This window comes from Paractinoplanes lichenicola (genome assembly GCF_016785085.1).
GTDB classification, from domain to species: Bacteria; Actinomycetota; Actinomycetes; order Mycobacteriales; family Micromonosporaceae; genus Actinoplanes; species Actinoplanes lichenicola.
Map to the genome: position 1 here is coordinate 392141 of NZ_JAENHO010000006.1, position 20724 is coordinate 412864.

Annotated in this window: 19 protein-coding genes and 1 riboswitch; of the genes, 8 read left to right on the top strand and 11 right to left on the bottom strand. The window is 71.4% G+C overall.

The features are described from left to right. Positions 1-18 precede the first annotated feature (18 nt). The 3 genes from JKJ07_RS22965 (at position 19) to JKJ07_RS22975 (ending at position 4818) form a co-directional block, all read left to right on the top strand. Positions 19-1155 (top strand): 3-deoxy-7-phosphoheptulonate synthase, encoded by a 1137-nt coding sequence (locus tag JKJ07_RS22965; RefSeq protein WP_202993751.1) that lies wholly within the window; start codon positions 19-21, stop codon positions 1153-1155. A gap of 106 nt (positions 1156-1261) precedes the next feature. Next, complete coding sequence (locus tag JKJ07_RS22970) at positions 1262-3430, top strand: ArnT family glycosyltransferase (protein WP_202993752.1); 2169 nt, start codon at positions 1262-1264, stop codon at positions 3428-3430. A 140-nt stretch (positions 3431-3570) separates the two neighbouring features. Further along, complete coding sequence (locus tag JKJ07_RS22975) at positions 3571-4818, top strand: bifunctional glycosyltransferase family 2/GtrA family protein (RefSeq protein ID WP_202993753.1); 1248 nt, start codon at positions 3571-3573, stop codon at positions 4816-4818. A 676-nt stretch (positions 4819-5494) separates the two neighbouring features. Here the strand turns inward: JKJ07_RS22975 and JKJ07_RS22980 are convergent. From JKJ07_RS22980 to JKJ07_RS22990, 3 genes are all read right to left on the bottom strand, one after another. Then, positions 5495-5806 (bottom strand): DUF3040 domain-containing protein, encoded by a 312-nt coding sequence (locus JKJ07_RS22980; RefSeq protein ID WP_202993754.1) that lies wholly within the window; start codon positions 5804-5806, stop codon positions 5495-5497. Between the two features lie 179 nt (positions 5807-5985). Continuing rightward, positions 5986-7080 (bottom strand): winged helix DNA-binding domain-containing protein, encoded by a 1095-nt coding sequence (locus tag JKJ07_RS22985; RefSeq protein WP_307834354.1) that lies wholly within the window; start codon positions 7078-7080, stop codon positions 5986-5988. A 17-nt stretch (positions 7081-7097) separates the two neighbouring features. Next, on the bottom strand, positions 7098-7706 hold the full coding sequence (locus JKJ07_RS22990; protein ID WP_202993755.1) for a GNAT family N-acetyltransferase: 609 nt from the start codon (positions 7704-7706) through the stop codon (positions 7098-7100). Between the two features lie 203 nt (positions 7707-7909). Between JKJ07_RS22990 and JKJ07_RS22995 the strand changes: the two genes are divergently transcribed. Then, positions 7910-8545, top strand: coding sequence for a TetR/AcrR family transcriptional regulator (locus JKJ07_RS22995; RefSeq protein ID WP_307834355.1), 636 nt, complete (start codon positions 7910-7912; stop codon positions 8543-8545). A gap of 215 nt (positions 8546-8760) precedes the next feature. Here JKJ07_RS22995 and JKJ07_RS23000 read toward each other — a convergent pair whose 3' ends face one another. Next, entirely contained in the window at positions 8761-9999 is a 1239-nt protein-coding gene (locus JKJ07_RS23000) for a saccharopine dehydrogenase family protein (RefSeq protein ID WP_202993757.1), read from the bottom strand. A gap of 176 nt (positions 10000-10175) precedes the next feature. After that, positions 10176-10292, top strand: a riboswitch (cyclic di-AMP (ydaO/yuaA leader). Positions 10293-10312: 20 nt separating this feature from the next. Here JKJ07_RS23000 and JKJ07_RS51805 point away from each other — a divergent pair. Next, complete coding sequence (locus tag JKJ07_RS51805; RefSeq protein WP_202993758.1) at positions 10313-11011, top strand: LysM peptidoglycan-binding domain-containing protein; 699 nt, start codon at positions 10313-10315, stop codon at positions 11009-11011. A gap of 9 nt (positions 11012-11020) precedes the next feature. Here JKJ07_RS51805 and JKJ07_RS23010 read toward each other — a convergent pair whose 3' ends face one another. After that, a complete protein-coding gene (locus JKJ07_RS23010) occupies positions 11021-11392 on the bottom strand; it encodes a YybH family protein (RefSeq protein ID WP_202993759.1) in 372 nt (123 codons plus the stop codon). 70 nt (positions 11393-11462) lie between these two features. Between JKJ07_RS23010 and JKJ07_RS23015 the strand changes: the two genes are divergently transcribed. Then, complete coding sequence (locus tag JKJ07_RS23015) at positions 11463-12398, top strand: LysR family transcriptional regulator (RefSeq protein ID WP_202993760.1); 936 nt, start codon at positions 11463-11465, stop codon at positions 12396-12398. Between the two features lie 30 nt (positions 12399-12428). Here JKJ07_RS23015 and JKJ07_RS23020 read toward each other — a convergent pair whose 3' ends face one another. The 4 genes from JKJ07_RS23020 to JKJ07_RS51195 all read right to left on the bottom strand — a co-directional run bounded on the left by JKJ07_RS23020 (position 12429) and on the right by JKJ07_RS51195 (position 16046). Beyond that, a complete protein-coding gene (locus JKJ07_RS23020) occupies positions 12429-13109 on the bottom strand; it encodes an FAD-binding oxidoreductase (RefSeq protein ID WP_202993761.1) in 681 nt (226 codons plus the stop codon). A 91-nt stretch (positions 13110-13200) separates the two neighbouring features. Beyond that, complete coding sequence (locus JKJ07_RS23025) at positions 13201-14394, bottom strand: NAD(P)/FAD-dependent oxidoreductase (RefSeq protein ID WP_202993762.1); 1194 nt, start codon at positions 14392-14394, stop codon at positions 13201-13203. A 4-nt stretch (positions 14395-14398) separates the two neighbouring features. Continuing rightward, entirely contained in the window at positions 14399-15403 is a 1005-nt protein-coding gene (locus JKJ07_RS23030; RefSeq protein ID WP_202993763.1) for a zinc-dependent alcohol dehydrogenase, read from the bottom strand. Positions 15404-15467: 64 nt separating this feature from the next. Further along, positions 15468-16046, bottom strand: coding sequence for a TetR/AcrR family transcriptional regulator (locus tag JKJ07_RS51195; RefSeq protein WP_202993764.1), 579 nt, complete (start codon positions 16044-16046; stop codon positions 15468-15470). A 108-nt stretch (positions 16047-16154) separates the two neighbouring features. Here JKJ07_RS51195 and JKJ07_RS23040 point away from each other — a divergent pair, with 108 nt between their 5' ends. After that, positions 16155-16691, top strand: coding sequence for a class I SAM-dependent methyltransferase (locus tag JKJ07_RS23040; RefSeq protein WP_202993765.1), 537 nt, complete (start codon positions 16155-16157; stop codon positions 16689-16691). Positions 16692-16828: 137 nt separating this feature from the next. Here the strand turns inward: JKJ07_RS23040 and JKJ07_RS23045 are convergent, their stop codons facing one another. After that, complete coding sequence (locus JKJ07_RS23045; protein WP_202993766.1) at positions 16829-18016, bottom strand: MFS transporter; 1188 nt, start codon at positions 18014-18016, stop codon at positions 16829-16831. A gap of 88 nt (positions 18017-18104) precedes the next feature. On the opposite strand from JKJ07_RS23045, the gene JKJ07_RS23050 reads away from it, so the two are divergent. Next, entirely contained in the window at positions 18105-20021 is a 1917-nt protein-coding gene (locus JKJ07_RS23050) for an NHL repeat-containing protein (RefSeq protein WP_202993767.1), read from the top strand. On the opposite strand, the gene JKJ07_RS23055 is transcribed toward JKJ07_RS23050, so the two are convergent. Further along, positions 20011-20694: a TetR/AcrR family transcriptional regulator gene (locus JKJ07_RS23055; protein WP_307834356.1), complete on the bottom strand. Its 684-nt coding sequence runs from the start codon at positions 20692-20694 to the stop codon at positions 20011-20013. The genes JKJ07_RS23050 and JKJ07_RS23055 overlap by 11 nt on opposite strands. Positions 20695-20724 lie beyond the last annotated feature (30 nt).

Sequence of the window (20724 nt, forward strand, 5' to 3'; positions counted from 1 at the left end):
GGCCCGGGCAGCGACACGATGTCGCTGCCTTTTTGTTTGCCGGCTCTCAGGGTGGGGGCCGGCGCAGAAGTGGAGACCACCGTGACTGCCCCCGAGGTTCAGCGCGTTCGTGACCAGCGCATCGAGGCCGTCGTCCCGCTGATGAGCCCCGCGCTGCTGCACCACGAGCTGCCGCTGACGAGCGAGTTGCACGACACCGTGCTGGAGGGCCGCCGCCAGGTCGAGGACGTGCTCAACCGCCGAGATCCGCGGCTGCTCGTCGTCGTCGGCCCGTGCTCCGTGCACGACCCCGTCGCCGCCGGCGAGTACGCCTCGCTGCTGGCCGGCGCGACCGAGCGCTTCTCCGACGACCTGCTGATCGTCATGCGGGTCTACTTCGAGAAGCCGCGCTCCACGGTCGGGTGGAAGGGCCTGATCAACGACCCCGCGCTCGACGGCACCGGCGACGTCGGCACCGGTCTGCGGATCGCCCGGCGGCTCCTGCTCGAGATCGTCGGCCGGGGGCTGCCGACCGCCGTCGAGTTCCTCGACCCGATCACCCCGCAATACATCGCGGACACCGTGAGCTGGGGCGCGATCGGAGCCCGTACGGTGGAATCGCAGGTGCACCGGCAGCTCTCGTCGGGGCTGTCGATGCCGATCGGGATGAAGAACCGCCCCGACGGCAGCATCGCCACCGCCATCGACGCGATCCACGCGGCCGCCGTGCCGCACGTCTTCCCCGGCATCGACTACTCCGGCACCCCGGCGATCCTGCACACGACCGGCAACCCGGACACCCACCTGGTGCTGCGCGGCGGCGGGGGCAAGCCCAACTACAGCGCCGCGGACGTGGCCAACGCGCTGGAACTGCTGCGCAAGGCCGGTCTTCCCGAGCGACTGGTGATCGACTGCTCGCACGGCAACAGCGGCAAGGATCACCTGCGCCAGCCGGTGGTCGCCGACGACGTGGCGCAGCAGATGGAGGCCGGTCAGCACGGCATCAGCGGCGTCATGCTGGAGAGCTTCCTCGTGCCCGGGCGCCAGGAGCTGGGCGGCGCGCTGACCTACGGCCAGTCGGTGACCGACGCGTGCATGGGCTGGGACCCGACCGTCGAGGTGCTGGAGCGCCTGGCCACGGCTTCGGCCAAGCGGCGCACTGTTTCGGCTTCGTGAGGCGGCCTCCAACTCACAGCCGGGGCACAGGCTTGGCATAACGGCGGGACAGGGCGGGCGGCGAATCTGGTCGAGGTAAATATCCGCTTTTCTGTGGAGAGCCTCGATGACCACGACGTTGCCCGTCCCGCCGCCGGTGGCGCAGGATCTGCCTCCCCGTGCCCCCGCGCCCAATCCGGCCTGGGTGCGTCCGGCCCTGATCGCGCTGCTCGTGGCGACCGGAGTGCTCTACATCTGGGGCCTCGGCAAGAACGGCTGGGCCAACGCGTTCTACTCGGCCGCCGTGCAGGCCGGGTCGGAGAGCTGGAAGGCGTTCTTCTTCGGCTCCTCCGACGCGGCCAACTCGATCACGGTCGACAAGACGCCGGCCGCGCTGTGGGTGATGGCCCTGTCGGCCCGGATCTTCGGCGTCAACGCGTGGAGCATCCTGGTGCCGCAGGCGCTGATGGGTGTGGCCAGCGTCGGGCTGCTGTTCGCGACCGTGCGGCGCTGGTTCGGGCCGGCCGCGGGCCTGCTGGCCGGGGCGGTGCTGGCGCTGACCCCGATCGCGGTGCTGATGTTCCGGTTCAACAACCCGGACGCGCTGCTCGTGCTGCTCATGGTGGCCGGGGCCTACGCGACCGTACGGGCCGTCGAGAACGGCTCCACGAAGTGGATCGTGCTGGCCGGGGTCTTCGTCGGGTTCGGCTTCCTGGCCAAGATGCTGCAGGCGCTGCTCGTGGTGCCCGCCTTCGCGCTCGCCTACCTGGTCGCCGGGCCGCCCAAGCTGGGCAAGCGGATCTGGCAGCTGCTGCTCTCGGGCCTGGCCGTGATCGTCTCGGCCGGCTGGTACATCGCGATCGTCGAACTGGTGCCGGCGTCGATGCGGCCCTACATCGGCGGCTCGCAGAACAACAGCATCCTCGAGCTCACCCTCGGCTACAACGGCCTGGGCCGGCTCAACGGCGACGAGACCGGCAGCGTCGGCGGCGGCGGTGGCGGCTTCGGCGGCGGTGGGAGCATGTGGGGGTCGACCGGGCTGACCCGCATGTTCGACTCCTCGCAGGGCGGTCAGATCTCGTGGCTGCTCCCGGCGGCCCTGATCGTGCTGGTCGCGGGTCTGGTGATCACGGCTCGGCGGGCCCGCACCGACCGGCAACGAGCCGGCCTGATCCTGTGGGGCGGCTGGCTGCTGATCACCGGACTGGTCTTCAGCTTCATGCAGGGGATCTTCCACGCGTACTACACGGTGGCGCTGGCGCCCGCGGTCGGCGCGGTGGTCGGCATGGGCGTGGCCCTGCTCTGGCAGCGGCGGCGCAACGTGGTGGCCGCGGTGACCCTGGCGGCGACCGTGGCGGTCACGGCTTGGTGGTCGTTTCACCTGCTCGGGCTCAGCCCGGACTTCCTGCCCTGGCTGCGCTGGGTCGTGCTGATCGGCGGCCTCGTGGGGGCGGCGGCCCTGCTCGGCGCGCTGCGGTTGCCGGCCCGGGTGGCGGCGCTGGCGGCGGGGGTTTCGCTGGCCGCGGTGCTGGCCGGGCCCGCGGCGTACGCGGTGCAGACGGCTTCCGAGGCGCACACCGGCTCGATTCCCTCGGCGGGGCCGGCTACCTCGGGCGGCTTCGGCGGCGGGCCCGGTCGGGGTGGCTTCCGCGGCGGTGGCGGCGGGCGCGGCAACGGCGGCGGCTTCCCCGGCGGCGGACAGGGCTTCCCGGGTGGTGGTCAAGGCTTCCCGGGTGGTGGTCAAGGCTTCCCCGGCGGCGGTCAGGGCTTCCCCGGCGGCGGCTCCCCGGGCGGCACGTCCCAAGGCGGCACTTCTCAGGGCGGCACTCAGGGCGGCACCCAGGGTGGGACGTCTCAGGGCGGCACGTCTCAGGGCGGCGGTTTCCCCGGTGGCAACGGCGGCGGGATGCGCGGTGGCGGCATGGGCGGTCTGCTCGACGCGGCCACGGTCAGCGACGAGATGAAAGCCCTGCTCGAGGCGAACGCCGACCAGTACACCTGGATCGCGGCCGCGGTCGGCTCGCAGAACGCGTCGGGCTACCAGCTGGCCACCGGCAACCCGGTGATGGCGGTCGGCGGCTTCAACGGCAGCGACCCGTCCCCCACCCTGGCCCAGTTCCAGCAATACGTGGCCGAGGGCAAGATCCACTACTTCATCGGGGGCGGCGGCTTCGGCGGCCGCGGGTCGAGCGGCAGCAGCGCCAGCTCGGAGATCGCGTCCTGGGTGTCGGAGAACTTCACGGCCCAGACTGTCGGCAACACCACCGTCTACGACCTGACCCAGACGACGGCCTGACCCCGTCAATCAAAGAACGGCCGGTTTCCCGTACGGGGAACTGGCCGTTCTTTTGGTGCTCTCGCAGCCACGCACGGGTTCACAGTGGGGGCACAGGATCGCCATAAATCGCGCTCAGCCGACGGGATCATCGTGGTCTCATGAGCCTTTCGACGCAGCCCGCACCCACCGCGGCCCCGACTCGTCTCGATGCCCCGGTGCTCGACGTGGTCGTTCCGGTCTACAACGAGGAGATCGACCTCGAGCCGTGCGTGCGACGGCTGCACGGCTATCTCGGGGCGTACTTCCCGTACCGCTTCCGCATCACGATCGCCGACAACGCGAGCACCGACTCGACGGCGGACGTGGCGCACCGGCTGGCCGGCGAGCTGGCCGAGGTCGAATGGGCGCACCTGCCGGAGAAGGGCCGCGGCCGCGCACTGAAGCAGGTGTGGACGCACTCCGACGCGGCCGTCATGGCCTATATGGACGTCGACTTGTCGACCGACCTGGGCGCGCTGCTGCCGCTGGTCGCCCCGCTGATCAGCGGCCACTCCGACCTGGCGATCGGCTCCCGGCTGGCCCGCGGTTCCCGGGTGGTGCGGGGCGCCAAGCGGGAGTTCATCTCGCGTGGCTACAACCTGCTCCTGCGCGGCACCCTGGCCGCCCGCTTCACCGACGCGCAATGCGGCTTCAAGGCGATCCGGTCCGACGTCGCCGCCCGGCTGCTGCCGATGGTCGAGGACACGGGCTGGTTCTTCGACACCGAGATGCTGGTGCTGGCCGAACGCGCGGGCCTGCGCATCCACGAGGTGCCCGTCGACTGGGTCGACGACCCCGACAGCCGGGTCGACATCGTCCCGACGGCGATGGCCGACCTGCGCGGCATCGTCCGCCTCATGCGTGCCTTCGGCGCGGGCCGCCTCCCGCTGGCCACGCTGCGCGAACAACTCGGCCGCAACCCACTGCCGGTGGCCGGGGTGCCGGCCGGGCTGACCGGTCAGCTGATCCGCTTCGCCGCCGTGGGAGTGGCGAGCACCCTGGCCTATCTGGGCCTGTACGCCCTGCTCCGCCTGGGAATGGGTCCGCAGCCGGCCAACCTGCTGGCCCTGCTGGCCACAGCCATCGCCAACACGGCCGCCAACCGCCGACTGACCTTCAACGTACGAGGAAACGAGGGCGCTTGGCGGCAGCAGGCCCAAGGCCTGATCGTCTTCGCCGTGGGCCTGGGCCTGACAAGCGGCGCCCTGGCCCTGCTGGACGCCCTGCACTCGGCCCCCGCCAAGCCGGTCGAACTGGCCGTCCTCATCCTGGCCAACCTGCTGGCCACCGCGGTCCGTTTCCTCATGCTCCGGCTCTGGGTCTTCCGCTCCCGCCGAGTCCCCACCCAGGCACACTCCACCCCGTAAGCCGGCCACCCCAGCCACCCAGGCAATGGACGCCCGGCCAGCCCCGCAGCCCGCAAGCCCGCAAGCCCGCAAGCCCCGTCATGCTGCCAACCCAGCACCCGGCCAGCCCGGCACCTAACCAACTCGATCACCCGGCCAACTCGGCCACCCGACCAGCCCGACCAGGGTCTGAGCGCCGCCGAAGTCGCGCCCGCGACGGAGGGCATCCTCGGCCTCAGCCCACCAGGAGGGGCGGCGCCACTACCACCCGGCGCCGCCCCTTCGCCTTCTGATGGCCTTCGTCCTACCGTTCATCGAACCGTCGCCGACCGCGCCGCACGACCCACCGCACCCCGTCGCACGGCTCGCACCGCACCACGCCGCCCGGCACCCCGTCGCACCGCACCCCGTCGCACCGCACCGCATCCCGCCGCACCGCACCGCATCCCGTTGCCCAGCACCCCGCCGCACCGCACGGCACCCGTCGCACCGACCCACGATGAGCCGCACTCGCCGCAGACCGCAGGCCGCGCGCACCGCTTGGCCCATGTTGCTCGGGGCGACAAATCGTAAATGTCCAAAGTGTGATGGGCGCGCCGAGAGAAGGCGGATGGGCGGCGCGATCGAGCCAGGCGAACACGATCGAGCGAGGCGGGCGCGGTCGAGCCAGGTGAGGCGACTCCTGCTCGAAGCGGAGTCAGTGCTCCGGCGGGAGCTGGTCGGGGGTGATGCGGCGGGGGCGACCCGGCGGGCGGCGCAGCAGGGCCGCGGCGATCACCAGGGTGGCGAAGAAGGCGGCAGCCGCGGCGGCGACCCACCAGCCGAGCACGCCGAGGATGACGGCGGCGGTCCAGATGACCACGGCGGTCAGAATCAGCGACAAAGACGGACGTTTGGGGCGGGGCGGTTCGAGGCGGCCGCTGGTCATGCGGGCGCAGAACTCCGGGTCATCACGCCTCAACTGACGCTCCAGCTGCGCCAGCCGTCGGCTGTCTTCCCTGCTCAACATGTCGCCACCTCCGGTCGGGTCGCGGCCACACCCCATCGAACGGCACGCACTCCGATCAATGCCATTGTTACTCACGTGTTGCCTTTCGGATACCTCCAGAATTCAGCACGGCCCAGCGGCCGGGATCGCGAGCGTTCCCACCGGCCCGGAAAGCGCTGAGCCGTCTCAAAGAGTGGAACTCACTCGAAGGCGACCGCGGCCTCGGGCACCCCGCGAGCCCGCGCGACCTCGGCGGACTCTTCCTCGATCTGTTTGCGGCGGGCGGCCGGCAACGAGCCGAACGACGTCACGGTCAGGTTGACGCGTTTGCCGGACATCTTGGCCCGCCACACACCCGCCACCTCGCCGTCGACGAGCAGGGCTCCCGGATTGCCCAGAATGCGCCAGACTTCCTTCTGCCGCTCGCGGCCGGGCACCAGCACGTCGCGGTCACGCGCCTGGAGCAGCGGATCCATCGGCGGGACGAACCGGACGCCACCGGGGCTCGACGCGGACGTCAACTCCTCGATCGCCTCGGTCGGCAGCCACGCCTTGCGCCCCTCCACGGTGACCGGTGTCAGCCGTTCCGCGGGCCAGACGGATTTCATCTCGGCGGTCGAGCTGCCCAGATATTTGCCGACCTCGAGCGGACCGGCCGGCCCGAGAAACCGCAGGTAAGTCAGGATCAGCTCGTCGATTCCGGCGTTCTCGGCGGGGATCGGGGGCGCCTTGGCCAGCGGGCCGAGCATCGCGTCGCGGCCACGGGACTGCACCTCGACGCCGCCGGCCAGCCCGGAATGCTGCCAGACGTTGCCGGCGATGTGCCGGGCCTCGCAACTGCGGCACTCGTAGGTCAGGGCCTTCGGCACGCGCTTACTGACCTCGGTGCTCACCTCGCCGCGGGGCATCGGCTCCCGCACGACCTCGCGGAACGCCGCGGCGGTGACCCGGAAGGCCTCGAGACCGAGCTTCATGCCGTCGGGGATCTGGCTGCTCTTGATGCGGGCGGACGCGTCGGCGTCGCTGATCGGCCACAACTGTTTGACCAGCGCGGCCAGATCGGCGCGACGATGCAGGTGAGGCGCCCCGCGCGCGGCCCAGACAGTGATCAGCCGCCGGTCGGCGAGGTCAGCGCCCGTGCGCGCGGCCAGCGCGACCTGGGCCGAGCCGGGTGTGTATTCCTGCACGCCGAGATCGAGCACGGGCAGGTCGGCGGGCCGGGCGGAACTTCGCTCGGCCAGCCCCAACGCGGTGACCCGGTAGGCCATTGCTTGCGCACGATCGACGTTGACCACGGCACCCCCTGAGGAAGCTAGGTGCGACGACCGTACCGCCGGGCTGCGACATTTTTCAGCCGGTCGCGACGGGTGTCGGGCTGCCGTTCGACCAGCTCCCACGTCTCCAGGCGGCTCGATCCGTGCGGCCCCTCCTGCAGGATCGGCGGCTCGCCGGTGAGCCGATAGCCGCAGCGCCGGGCCACGGCCGTGCTGCCGACGTTGCCGGGATCGATGCGCAGCAGCAGACGGCTCAGGTGGAGACTGCCCTGTGCGTACGCGGAAAGAAGTGACAACGCGCCCGACGCGAGCCCGCGCCGGCGCTCGCCCGCATCGACCAGATAGCCGAGCTCGGCCTCCTTGCGCCCCAGGTCGAGGCCGAAGAGCGTGACCTCGCCGAGGGGGCGCGAGCCGTCGGCGGTGATCGCGAGCTGGATGCGCCGGCCGCCGACGCGATTTTGATAACAGCGCTTCAGATACGCGATGCCGGCCTCGACGTCGAACGGCGACGGCATCGGCGACCAGCGGGCGATCTCGGGCTCGTCGAACATGCGGACCAGGTCGTCGAGGTCCTCGGAGCGCCATTCGCGCAGGGTGATGCCGTCCCCCGTCAGTGTGAGCGGATAGGGCAGACGGCTGGCGGCCATGATTGAATCCTGCCCGTAAGGACCGGTTGCGGCCAGTAGCGCAGGATATGAAGCCGATGAGTGATTGGTCATGCCGCCAACGTCGGATAGCCGCTATCGCCGACGGCGCATTCGCGGGATGATGCACGGATCTTGGTCGTCCACCTTGCCCAATGTGGAGGGTTGACGGGTGGGTTGATCGGCGAAGTCGTAACGTTGACCCTGTGGAGGAACAAACCACGACGACCCGGCGCGGCGAAACTTACGCCGGCAGATCTCGCGAGCAGCGGTCCAACGAGCGGCGCGCGCGGATCATGATGTCGGCGGTGCACCTGTTCGGCACGCGTGACTACGACGATGTCACCGTCGCCGACATCTGCGCCGACGCCAAAGTGTCCAAAAGGTATTTTTACGAGCATTTCGAGGATCGTCCTGACCTCCTGATCAGGGTGAACCGCGACCAGAACGAGTGGTTGCTGCGTGGCGTCGCTGCGGCGATCCCCGAGCGTCCGGCCTCGCTGGAAGAGCTGTTCCGGCCGGCTCTGCACACGCTGGTCGGGATGCTGAGGGACAACCCGGAGAGCGCCCGCGTGATCTACGTGAACGCTCCCCGCATGGAGACCCGCCGGCGCGGCGTGCTGCGCGAGGACGCCCAGTTCGTCGCGGCGATGCTGCGGCGTGCAGTGGGCAAACCCGAGGACCAGATCGGCTACGACCGTACGCTCCTGGCCCTGGTCTCGGGGCTCAGCGAGGTGATCATCGACTGGATCTCCCACGACATGGACGGCGACCCCGACCACCTCGCCGAACACCTGACCGGCATAGCCCTGGCCCTCACCACCCGCGCCGCCACCCTCTGACACGCTCCCCCAGCGACAGGCGAGAGCCAGCTAGGCGAGGGAGAGGTGGCGCGCGGCGGGCCGGGGGCGGCGAAGGGACGGGCGGTGGAGGCTAAGGGCGGAGACCCAGTGGCGTTAGGTGCGGTGGTCAGTGGCGTCGGGCGCGCTGGCCAGAGGCGTCGGGCGCGCTGGCCAGAGGCGTCGGGCGCGCTGGTTAGAGGCGCTGGGTGCGGTGGTCAGAGGCGGCGGGCCGTGATCTCCACTCCCGCGGCCCGCAGGCGGGTGACCAGGGCGTCGCCCAGGGCGGTGGCCGGGGTCAGCACGCCGCCCGGCGAGGCGGGGAGCGCGTCGCGGTTGTGGATCAGGGCCAGTGCCGATTCGCCGAGCATGATGGCGGTGGCGGCGTAGCCGGGGTCGCCCTTGGCACGGAAGCGGGCCGTGTAGCGGGCGCCGGTTGTCGTCGTGGTGAAGAAATCCATCGTGAAGTGGCCGTCGCGCTGCGCACGCTCGCTGGGACCGCTGCCCGGCTTGGGGAGCAGGCGGTCGAGAACGAACCGGGTCGGCGGCAGCATCATGCCCGCGACCAGGGCGCCGAACCCGATTTTGACCCCGTTCGCCACGAGCGGCGAGAGCGGTGACGCCCCGACGCTCATCAGCTCGCGATAGCGGAAGCGCCGCCCGTATCGCCAGTTGTGCAGGGCGTTGCTGCGCCGGACGACCCGGGTGTTGTAGGACGCCATGAAGAACGGCGCGAGCGTGCCCCGCAGCGTGGGATGCACCTCGGCGCCGCGCACGGTGGCGACGTCGCCCTGCCGGCCCAGGTCGGGCTCGCCGGCGCGGTCGGGGCTGAGCGAATAGGGGCTCGCGGCCAGCCGGCGCAGACGGCGATCGTTCTTGACCGCGTCGAGCTGCTGACGCATCGAGTCGATCGTGCCGCCGCTGACCCCGCCGCGCATGCTGGTCACGACCATGGTGGTGTCGGTCAGCTCCCCGGCCCCGTCGGCCGCGACCTGCTGCGCGAGCACGTGCACGCCGAGGTCGGAGGGGATCGAGTCGAAGCCGCACGAATGCACGATCCGGGCGCCCGTGCGCGCGGCCGTCTCGTGGTTGGCGTCGATGCTGTGCCGCGCGAAGATCACCTCGCCGGTCAGGTCGGCGTAGTCGGTGCCGGCCTCGGCGCACGCCTGGGCCAGCGCCTTGCCGAACTTCAGATAGGGCCCCACGGTCGTCAGCACGACCCGGGTCGACGCGGCCAGACGGGCCAGCGCCTCATGGTCGGCGGCGTCGGCCACCAGGATCGGCCAGTCGACGCCGAGTTTGTCGCGGACGGCCGCGAGGCGTGACTCGGACCGCCCGGCCAGGGCCAGACGCGTGCCCTCCGGCGCGTGCTCGGCGAGGTAGCGAGCGGTCACCGCGCCGACAAACCCGGTGGCGCCGTAAACGACGATATCGTGATCCCTGGCTCGATCGGTCATGGTTCTGGATTCTGCATCAGCGCTCCACGAACTGCTCGGGCGGTTTAGTCTCAAGCCGCTTGTTCCTCTACCGAACCGGCTGGTGACGGGCCCCTTCGCGGCCTCGGAACCGGCCCCGTCCGCGCATCGCGGACACCGCGGGCGGAACGCCGAGTCCTGCCGCCGCCCGACGGGACAATCATCAACGGCATGGAGCGGGGGACCCACGTTCCTCGGCGCGTCCGCGCGCCTCGGGGTGAAGCCGCCACCACGCGGCCGGGCACCTCAGCCCGAACCCGACAGCTGACCTCGAAGGCGTGGAGGGTCCACTGTCATGGCACGAGTCTGTCACCCTGCCCGCGCCGCGCTTGTTCTCGCCGCGGCGGGCATCACCAGCATCACCTCCCTGATCGGGCCGAAGGCCACCACCCCGGCCGTCGCCGCACCCGCACCCACGGCCGACGTCAACTGGGACGCCATCGCCGAATGCGAGTCGGGCGGCGACTGGGACATCAACACGGGCAACGGCTATTACGGCGGTCTGCAGTTCAGCCGCAGCACCTGGCGTGCCTACGGCGGATCGCGGTTCGCCGGCACCGCCGACCAGGCCAGCCGGGCCGAGCAGATCGCGATCGCCGAACGCGTGCGCGACGGCCAGGGCCTGGGCGCCTGGCCCACGTGCGGCCGCCGAGCCTCGTCGACCAAGCAATATCGAGCCCAGCTGGCCGAGGCCCGAGCCGCCGCGGCCGCAAAGCGCGCCGCCGAAGCCCGTGCCGCCCAAGCCGCCGCGACCCGAGCCACGGACGACGCCACGGCCCAGAGCGTCGCCACCGGAACCCCGCCCACAGCTCAAGCAGCGGCCACCACAGCCCGCCCGACGAAGCGCGTCTACATCGTGCGGGCCGGGGACACCCTCGCGCTGATCGCGCAGCGGACGAAATTCCCCGGGGGCTGGCGCGCCCTGCACCGCCTCAATCGCGACAAGCTCCCCAGCCCGCACCGGATCTATCCCGGTCAGCCGCTCTCGCTGTGAGCGCGGCGCTCACCCGTCACCGGCCGGGCTGACGAACTCGGGCTGGTCGAGCACGCGCAACCACGTGCCGTCGGGCTGCCGACGCACGACCTGGGCCCGGGCGCCGGCGCCGTCGCTCGGCGGCGTCGACGTCAGGGCCAGGTCACCGCTGATCAAGGTCGGCAGCGGCTCCTCCGGCGTGAAGGACGGCATGTGCGGCAACGCCTCCGCCCAGAGCTGCTGGATCGCGGCACGGCCGACGGTCTGCCGGCCCGGCGGATAGGCCATCACGGCGTCTTCCTCATAGAGCAGCGCCAGCCCCTCGGCGTCTTTGGCGTTCGCACGCTCGACGAAGAGGCGGGTCAGGTCTTCGGGACGGTGGGCCTTCTCGCGTTCGGTCATGGCTCCACCCTGCTCCGGCCGGATTCACAAGTCCAACGCATAGTTCTTATGGGAACTAGAATTGCGAGTTATGGAATTGCGCCAGCTGGAGTACTTCGTCACCGTCGCCGAGGAGGCCAACTTCACCCGCGCCGCCGAGCGCGTCCGGATCAGCCAGTCGGGCGTGAGCTCGCAGGTCAAGGCGCTGGAGCACGAGATCGGAGCGCCGCTCTTCGACCGCTCGGGCCGCACGGCACGCCTCACCGAGACGGGTGCCGCCGCCCTGCCGTACGCGAAAGCCGCCCTGGAGGCCGCCGCAGGCATGCGGCAGGTGGTGGACGAGGTGCGGGGGCTCGTGCGGGGGCAGCTCACGGTCGGGATGGTGACGGGTTGCGAGGTGAAGCCGCTCTTCGCCGCGCTGGCCGCCTTCAGCCGGGAGCATCCGGCGATCGAGCTCGACCTGATCGAGGACAATTCCGACCGGCTCGTGGCAGGCGTGCGGGTGAGCACAGTGGACGTCGCCCTGGTCGGAGTGGCCGGCGAGCCCCCGGAACACCTGGAGTCGCAGGTCATCGTGCGCGAGGGGCTGGCCGCGATGGCGCCCGTGGGCTCCGAGGTGGCCCGGCTCGACCGCATCTCGCTGCCCGATCTCGCCGCTCATCCGCTGGTCACGTTGCCCGAGGGCACCGGCATTCGCACCGTTCTCGACGAGTCGTGCCTGGCCGCCGGCCTGTTCCCGAACGTGGTGCTGGTGGCGTCGGCGCCGGGTGCGGTGGCCGAGCTGGCGTCGCGGGGTCTCGGCCTGGGCGTGCTGAGCGAGTCCATGGCGGCCGGGTTCCCGCAGCTCAAGACCATTCCCATCGAGCCCGTACGGATCCCCGCCCTGCTCGCCCTGACCTGGCGCCCGCGAGTCAGCCCCGCGCTGGCCGCCCTGCTCCCCCATCTGCGCGAGGCGTTCGGCGTCTCGCCGGAAAAGTCAGCCGCGGTCGTAAGCGGATCGGCCGGCTCGAAGCGTCTTCAAAGGTGAAGGCGAAACTTGAAGCGATCAATAGGGAAGTCAGAACTGAAGCTGCGCCGGGGCGTCGAAGTGGATGCGCGAGACCGGAACTCGTGAGCTCTCCAGCCGGCGCAGCGTCGTGGACACCATGGTGGGTGGTCCACTGAGATAGAAGTCGTGGTCGGGCCAGGGCCCATGGCTGGCCACGAGCTCGGCGACGTCACACACGGCCCGGGTGACGGTCAGCCAGGGGTGCCGCTGGGCCAGCCGGTCCAGGGCCTCGCGGTCGTAGAAGCCGGCCTCGTCGCGCTCGCCGCGAAACAGGTGGATCCAGCGCGTCCGGTTGACCCGGGACAGCTCGTCGAGCAGCGCCTTCGCGGCGGCCAGCCCGGTGCCCGCCGCGACGAAGACGAGATCCCGCCGGGAGTACGGGTCGAGCGACAGCGAGCCCCGGGGCGCGCTCAGGCGCAGCGTGTCGCCGGGTTTCAGCCGCTCGACCAGCGCGGCCGACACGTCGCCGGGCCGGCCCGCGCGCACGTGGAACTCGATGCGGCGGTCGGGCCGGGGCGCGTTCGCCATCGAGTAGGCCGACGACCGCCACGGCAGATACGGGCACTCGATGGTGACGTGCTGCCCGGCCCGGTACGGCAGCGGTCGCGCCGTCCGGCAGGTGAAGACCGCGACGTCGGGTCGGCGCCGTTCGTGCCGCAGCACCTCGGCGGGCCAAAAGTCGGTCGACATCGTTCGCCCCTGATGCCGGTCGTCGTCAATTGCCCGATCAGCGTCGCCGACGGGCCCGGCACCCGACGGACAGATTGTGCGAACGGGCAGGTCAGCCGCGCAATGCGGCTAGCTCGAGGCCTGGATCGGCCAGTCGCTCGGGGTCGATCGCGGCCCGGGAGTGGATGAGGTCGCCGATCTGGTCGGCGACGTCCCAGATGTTGACGTTCATGCCGGCCGCGACCCGGCCGTCGACCAGCCAGAACGCAATGAACTCGCGGGCGGCGAGATCCCCGCGGACGACCACCTCGGCGCCGGGCGGGGCGAACCCGGTGTATTCCATGCCGAGGTCGTATTGGTCGGTGAAGAAATAGGGCAGGCGGTCGTAGGAGACCTCCTGGCCGAGCATCGCCCGGGCCGCGGCCTGGCCGGTGTGGATGGCCACGTCCCAGTGCTCGACCCGGATCCGCCGCCCGAGGAAGGCGTGGTCGACGTGGGCGATGTCGCCGGCCGCGAAGATGTCCGGGTCGCTGGTGGCCAGGCTCGGCGAGACGAGCACGCCGTTGTCGATCGCGAGGCCGGCGTGGTCGGCCAGGGCGATGTTGGGGTTCACGCCGATGCCGGCGATCACCACGTCGGCGGGCAGCCGCCGGCCGTCGGCCAGCACCACCTCGGTCGGGGTGACCTCGGTGACCTGGGCGCCGAGCACGAGCTTGGTGCCGTTGGCCCGATGCAGATCGGCGAAGACCTGGGCCATCTCGTCGCCGAGCACCTTCTGCAGCGGCAGCGCGGCCGTGCCCACGACGGTCACGTCGGCGCCGCGGCTGCGAGCGGCCGCGGCGACCTCGAGGCCGATCCAACCCGCGCCGATCACCACGACCCGGGCCGTGCTGGTGACGGCGGCGGAGATGCGGTGCGAGTCGGAAAGCGTACGGAGAAGGAAGGCTCTTTCTCCGCCCGGAACCGGGAGCGGGCGCGGGCTCGAGCCGGTCGCCAGCAAAAGCTTCTCGTACGCGATCTCGTCGCCCTCGGCCAGCCGCACGACCTTGGCGTCGCGGTCGATCGCGGTGACCGTGGTGCCCAGCCGCAGGTCGATGTTGTGCTCCGGATACCAGTCCCGCGAGTGCACGAAGACGCTCTCGGGCTCGTCGGTGCCGAGCAGCAGACCCTTCGAGAGCGGCGGACGCTCGTACGGCCGGTCCGTCTCGGCGCCGATCAGCGTGACCGGGCCGTGGAAGCCCTCGTCGCGCAGCGTCTCCACCGCCTTGGCGGCAGCCAGGCCGCCGCCCACCACAACGTAGGTCATAGCCTCATCCTCGTGGGTCGATGTGAATCTTCGGTGCCGATCCGCTGCGCCGGCCGGCGAGCACGTCGGCCGCCTCCTCCAGTCCGACCGTCTCGGCGACCAGCGGTCGAGGATCAACGGCCCCCGAGGCGTAGGTCTCGATGGTCTCACCGAGTCCGCCCGACGCGCTCAGGATGCCGACGACGGTGAGGTCCTCGAGCACGACCCGGCGGGTGTCCACGAGGGACGGCTCGCCGGCGATGCCGATACAGACGACCCGTCCGCCGGGCTCGACCCGGTCGACCGCGAACGCCGGCAGGTCGTGCGCGTTGGTGGCGTCGATGATCGAGTCGAACGGGATCGAGGGCAAGTCGTCCCGGGTCCACGCGTCGGCGAAGCCCAGCTCGCGGGCGAAGGCGAGCGACTCCGGGGTGGCCCCGAGCAGGTGGACGTGCGCGCCGCGGGCCCGCGCGAACATGGCGGCGAGCAGGCCGATCGTGCCCGGCCCCATGATCAGCGTCGGGGAGCCCGGCGCCGGGTCGGCCGCCCGGACCGCGCGCAGGGCGTTGCCACCCGGCTCGACCAGGGCGCCGAGGGTCGGATCGACCGCATCGGGCAGCTCGAAGAGGGCCTTGGCCGGCACGGGCAGGCTCTCGGCCAGCGCCCCCGGCCAGCCGTGGCGGATGCCGATCTCGTAGCGGTCGGCGCAGAGGTGCTGGCGGCCGTTGCGGCAGCGCGCGCAGTGGCCGCAGCCGAGCATCGTGTCGCCGGTGACGCGCTTGCCCAGCCACGACGGGTCGACCCCGGCGCCGACCGTGGCCACGACGCCGCTCCATTCGTGGCCGATGCGGACCGGGTACGTGGCGTCGCCGCTGGCCAGGTAGGCCATGTCGCCGCCGAAGAACTCCATGTCGGTGCCGCAGACACCGGCCCGCTCGACGTCGACGACCACCTCGCCGGGGCCGGCGACGGGCGGGTCCACCTCGACGACCTCGGAGCGTCCCGGCCCGGTGATCACGAATGCGCGCATGCCGACAGTCTGCCGCCTCGAACGATCACGCGGCCGTGATGCCGCCGACAGCGGGCTCGCCGCGTCAGGGGGCGGTCACGTGCCCCAAGCCGCCGGCCGTCAGTTCGCGGATCATGCGGGCCATCTCGGCCGGGCCGTGCGGGAAGCCCGCACGCACCCACCAGCCGAGGATGCCGACGAGGGCGCTCGCGTGATATTCGGCGGCCACGTCGACGGGGAGCCGCAGGTCGTCGTGGGTGCAGAGGTGGTCACGCATCACCTCGAAGATCATCTGGTGCAGGTGGGTGGTGCCGACCGCGCGATAGATCTGCGGGTGCCGGTGGGCGTGCTCGAAGATGACGCTGATCGGTTTGATCGGGTCGGCCGGGCCGCCGCCTCGGCCGCCCTCGAGCAGGGCCATCTCGCGTTGCAAGCCCTCGCGCAGATCCTCGAAGCAGGACGCGAAGAGGGCGTCCTTGTCGCGATAGTGCGCATAGAACGTCGACCGCCCGATGTCGGCCCGGTCCAGCACGTCCCGCACGGTGACCCGGTCGTAGCCCCGTTCCACGACGAGCTCGACCATGGCCTGGCGAAGAGCCGCCCGCGTACGCCGGACCCGCCGGTCCTCGACCGCCGCCATCTCGCCCTCCAGGTTTGCGGGCACTTTCGCCGATCTGTTCGGTTCGGGACCGACGTGCGATTCCGCCCGTTGACCCGCTCACCATAACCGAACACTCTGTTCGGAAGTGAACACTAAGTTCGGGAGTCAATCATGCAGACGTTCACGCACGCCGAGCAGTACGACCGCCACGCGTTCCGGCTGGGCCGCAAGCTCTACGACCGAGTGGTGGCCGACGCGCACGAGCTGGGCCTGCCCGACGGCACGAGGGTGCTCGACGTCGGAACCGGGCCGGGCCGGATCCCCCGCGCGCTCGCCGCCGTCGAGCCGACCTGGGTCATCGACGGGATCGACCTGTCGCCGCAGATGATCGAATACGCCCGGGGTCAGGGCGGCCGGGTGACCTTCAGCGTCGGCGACGTGGCCGCGCTTCCCTACCCCGACGCGAGCTTCGACCTGATCGTCTCGTCGCTGAGCCAGCATCACTGGTCGCAAGTGGACGCCGGGATCCGCGACCTGCGCCGGGTGTTGCGGCCGGGTGGGCGGCTCTGGATCTATGACGTGCGCTGGAGCCTGAGCCGGGCCCGGCGGGCCGCCGAGCGGGAGCTTGCCGACGTGCGCCGGGAGCCGATCCGCTTGACGCGCTGGCCGATCCCGCTGATCACCCGCCTGACCGCCAGGGCCCGCTGAGCCGATCCCGCACGCGCGAGGACTGGCGCCCATTCGCAGCTAGGGCCCGGGCCGCGGCGGGCCGGGCTGGGGCGGGGCTGGACGGGCTGCCCTGGGCTGGGGCGGGCTGAGCTGGGGCGGGCGTCGGGGATCGGGGGTCAGCGGGCCGGCTGGGGGACCGACTGGGAGCGGCGGGCGGTGGACAGGCGGGGTTCGGCCAGGATGACCAGCACGGCCACGGCGGACAGGACGGCGCCGGCCAGTGCCGGGGAACGGGGGCCGGCGCCGGTCAGCAGGGCACTGCCCAGCAGGGCGCCGCCGGTGATGCCGACGTTGAAGGCCGTGGAGGTGCCCGCGGCGGCCATGTCGGTGCTGCCCGGGGCGACCTCCAGCACCCGGGTGCCGAGGATCGAGGCCATGCCGGAGAGGGCGAAGCCGGCCACCGCGGTGGTGACGACGGCGGTCAGCTGGTCGGTGCCGAAGGCGAACTGGGCGCCCAGCGTCACGGCCTGGACGACGGTGACGGTCAGGAAGCTCGGCCAGCCCCAGCGACCCACGACCAGGCCCGCGACGACCACGCCGACCAGGCCGGCCACGCCGCGCAGGGCGAGGATCGGGCCCAGGGCGGCCGGGTCGATGCCGCTGACCCGGGTCAGGAAAGGGTCAACGTAAGTGAAGGCGGCGAAGGCTCCGGAGACCGTGATCGCGCTGGCCACGACGAGCGTGCGATAGCGGCCGGCGTCGGGGGCCGTGCCGCGGTCGGCGTCGCTCTCGCCGCGTGGGGTCTCGGGCAGCAGCGTCAGCACGACGATCAGGACGACCACACCGAGCCCGCCCAGGGCGAGGAACGGCAGCCGCCAGCTGGCCTGCTGGCCCAGCCACGTGCCCAGCGGCACGCCGACCAGCGGCGCGGTGGAGCTGCCGGCATAGATCATCGACAGCGCCCGGCCGCGCAGTCGCTGGGGGAACAGGCCGGCCGCGGCGGGGGTGATCACGGCCCAGAAGACGGACTGGCTCAGGGCGATCACGACCCGCGCCGCCAGCAGTGACGGATAGTTCAGGGCCAGGGCGGACAGGGCCGTGGCGACCACGAACACCGCCAGCAGCAACACCAGCAGGCGCCGCCGCGGCCACCCGGCCGTCAGCCGGACCAGCGGCACCGTGACCGCCACGACCACGAACCCGTACGCCGTGACGAGCAGGCCGATCGAGGACTCGCTGACGCCGAGGTCGCCGGCCATGGCCGCCAGCAGGCCGATCGGCAGGGTCTCGACCGTGACGTAAAGAAAGGCGCCGAGCGACAGCGCCGCCAGGGCGACCCAGGCACGCGTACGACTCACTTCCATGCGGCCGACGCTATCGAGGAGGTACGACAGAAATCCGGGTCCGTTCGTATGATCAGCCCGCCCCGCCCGCGCCTTTACTATGCGGTCCGTGTCGCATCGGATCGTTCGCGCAGCGCTGTCCGCCGCCCTCGTCGCGGGGTCGACCGCGCTCGTCCTGAGCGTCTCCGGCCCGGCCCACGCCGTCGACCTCACCGCCCCGCTGCCGATCACCTCGTTCGGCGACATCGTGGTCAACCCGAAGAGCCAGCTGATCTTCATCAGCGACCCGGCGGCCGGCAAGTTGATCACCACGAACTACGCCGGTGTGGTGCAGAAGACGACCGACAAGCTGCCCAGCATCGCCGGCCTCGCGCTCGACGAGGAGGACGGTGACGTCTACGCCGCCGTTCCCGACGCCAAGGCGATCGTCGTCTTCAAGCCGGACGGCACCCGGCTCCAGACCTTCACGGCCACCGGCAACGTCCGGCCCGTCTCGCTGGCCGCCGCGGGCGACCGCATCTGGTTCGGCGAGGCGGACGGCGGGATCGGCCGGCTCGACCGCGGCGGCGACGAGCCCGACCTCGTGCCCGACGCCGTCAGCACCGGCCTCACGGCCACCCCGGTGCTGACCGGGTCGGGCTCCCTGCTGGCCGCCGCCGACCCGGCCGCCACCCCCGGCACCGTCGCCGTCGCGGACGTCGCGCCCGCGACCCCCGCCGTCGTCACCGCCCAGGCCGGCGCCGGGCAGGCCAAGGCGCTCGCGTTCGGCGCCGGCCGCCTGCTCGTGGCGGGCAGCCAGGGCCTGGCCCGGGCGGTGAAGCCGGCCGACCTGAGCACGATCCAGAACTACACCGCGGCCGCCGACAACAACACGGTCGCCGTGTCGTCGACGGGCAGCGTCGCGGTCGGCTCGAGCAAGGCTGTTTCCGTGTTCGCGGCCGACTCGGCCACGGCGACCAAGCAGTTCACCGTGCGGACGGCCGGGGTCCTGCAGCCGGGTGGCCTGGCCTGGCAGCCGGGCGGCCCGCGCCTGTTCGGGGTCTCCGGCCAGGCGGGCCAGTTCGACCTGCAGATCTTCGGCGACCCGGCCGTCCTGGCGACCAAGGTCGGGCTCACCGTGCCGGCCAAGGCCGAGCTGGGCAAGACGGTCACGATCAGCGGCGCCTTCACCGCGCCGATCCCGGCCGGGCTGCCGGTGACGATCACCCGCAAGGACGCGGCCGGCAGCCGCCGCGTCGGGCCGACGACCGTCCCGGCGAACGGCAAGTTCACCATCTCCGACAAGCCCACCCGGACGGGCACGGTGACCTACACCGTCGCGTTCGCGGGCAACGGCGACTACTCCCCCGCGACGATCACCAAGTCGTTCGGGGTCGGCACCACGAAGACCACGACCCTCGCGCTGGCCCGCAGCGGCAGCGGCGTGCTGGCGTACGGGACGACGGTGACCCTGACGGCCAAGCTGGGCCCGACCCATTCGAGCCGGGTCGTCGAGATCTGGGCCGACCCGTTCGGCGCCGACCAGGCGAACCGGCTCGTGCGCAAGGCCACGGCGAACAGCCAGGGCGTCGTCACGACCACGTTCAAGGTCACCCGCCACACGACCTTCTCGGCGATCTATCGCGGCGACCTGTTCACCGGCGCGCGCACGGCCACCACGACCGTCTCGGTCAAGACCAGCGTGACGACGTCGATCGCCCGGTCCTACAAGGTGGCCAAGATCGGCGGAGTGTCCTATCACCACCTGCGCAAGACGGTGAATCCCTACATCACCACGAAGAGTCCGGCGGTGCCCGGCCGCAAGGTCTATCTGCAGCTCGAATACTTCAACGGCACGCAGTGGAAGGTCTGGCAGGCCGGCTGGTTCGGGCTCAACACGTACGGCAATCTCTACAACGAGCTCTCCGGCACGCACACGCCCGGCGTCAAATACCGGCTCCGCGCGATCTATCTGTACGCCAAGTCGGGCGACACGCTGAACGCCACGACGTACGGCAACTACCAGTTCTTCACGTTCACGAACTGACCGGGTCGGCCGCCGACCGGCCACGGGCCATCGACTCGACGCCGGCCATCAGCAGGTCGACGCCGAATGTGTAATAGCGCTCGGGGTCGGGCTCGGCCGCGTACGTCGCGCCGATCTGCACCATCATCGGGAACTGGTCCATCGGCAGGCACTCGAGCTCGATCCGCCGCATCCGCCGCCACTCGTTGACCTCCCACCCGCCGTTGCGCGGGGGCGTCTCGACCTGCGCGTGCACCAGGCCGATCACGCCGTGCAGCAGGTGGCTGCCGATCCAGTAGCCCTCCTGCGGGGTGAACCCGGCCTGGGTCAGCAGGACGAGCACGTCCTCGGTGGCGCGGCTGAAGCTGTTGGCGCGGGCCTTGTCGGACTGGTGCAGCAGGTCGGGCAGGATCGGATGCCGCCGCATGGCCTCGACGAGCGACTCGACCATCGAGCGCAGCTGCACCGGCCACGGATCGGCCGCGCTGCGGTCGGCCCGCACGTCGGCCAGCGCGTGATCGACCACGCCCAGGAACAGCTCTTCCTTGTTTTTGAAGTGCCAATACAGCGCCATCGGGGTGACGCCCAGCTCCTGCGCGAGCCGGCGGATCGTCACCGCCTCGAGCCCCTGCTCGTCGCCCAGGCGCAGGGCGGTCTCGGCGACGGTCGCTCGGCTGAGTCGTTCTGCTGCCACTTGACAACCATACAACGTACAGGTTCCATG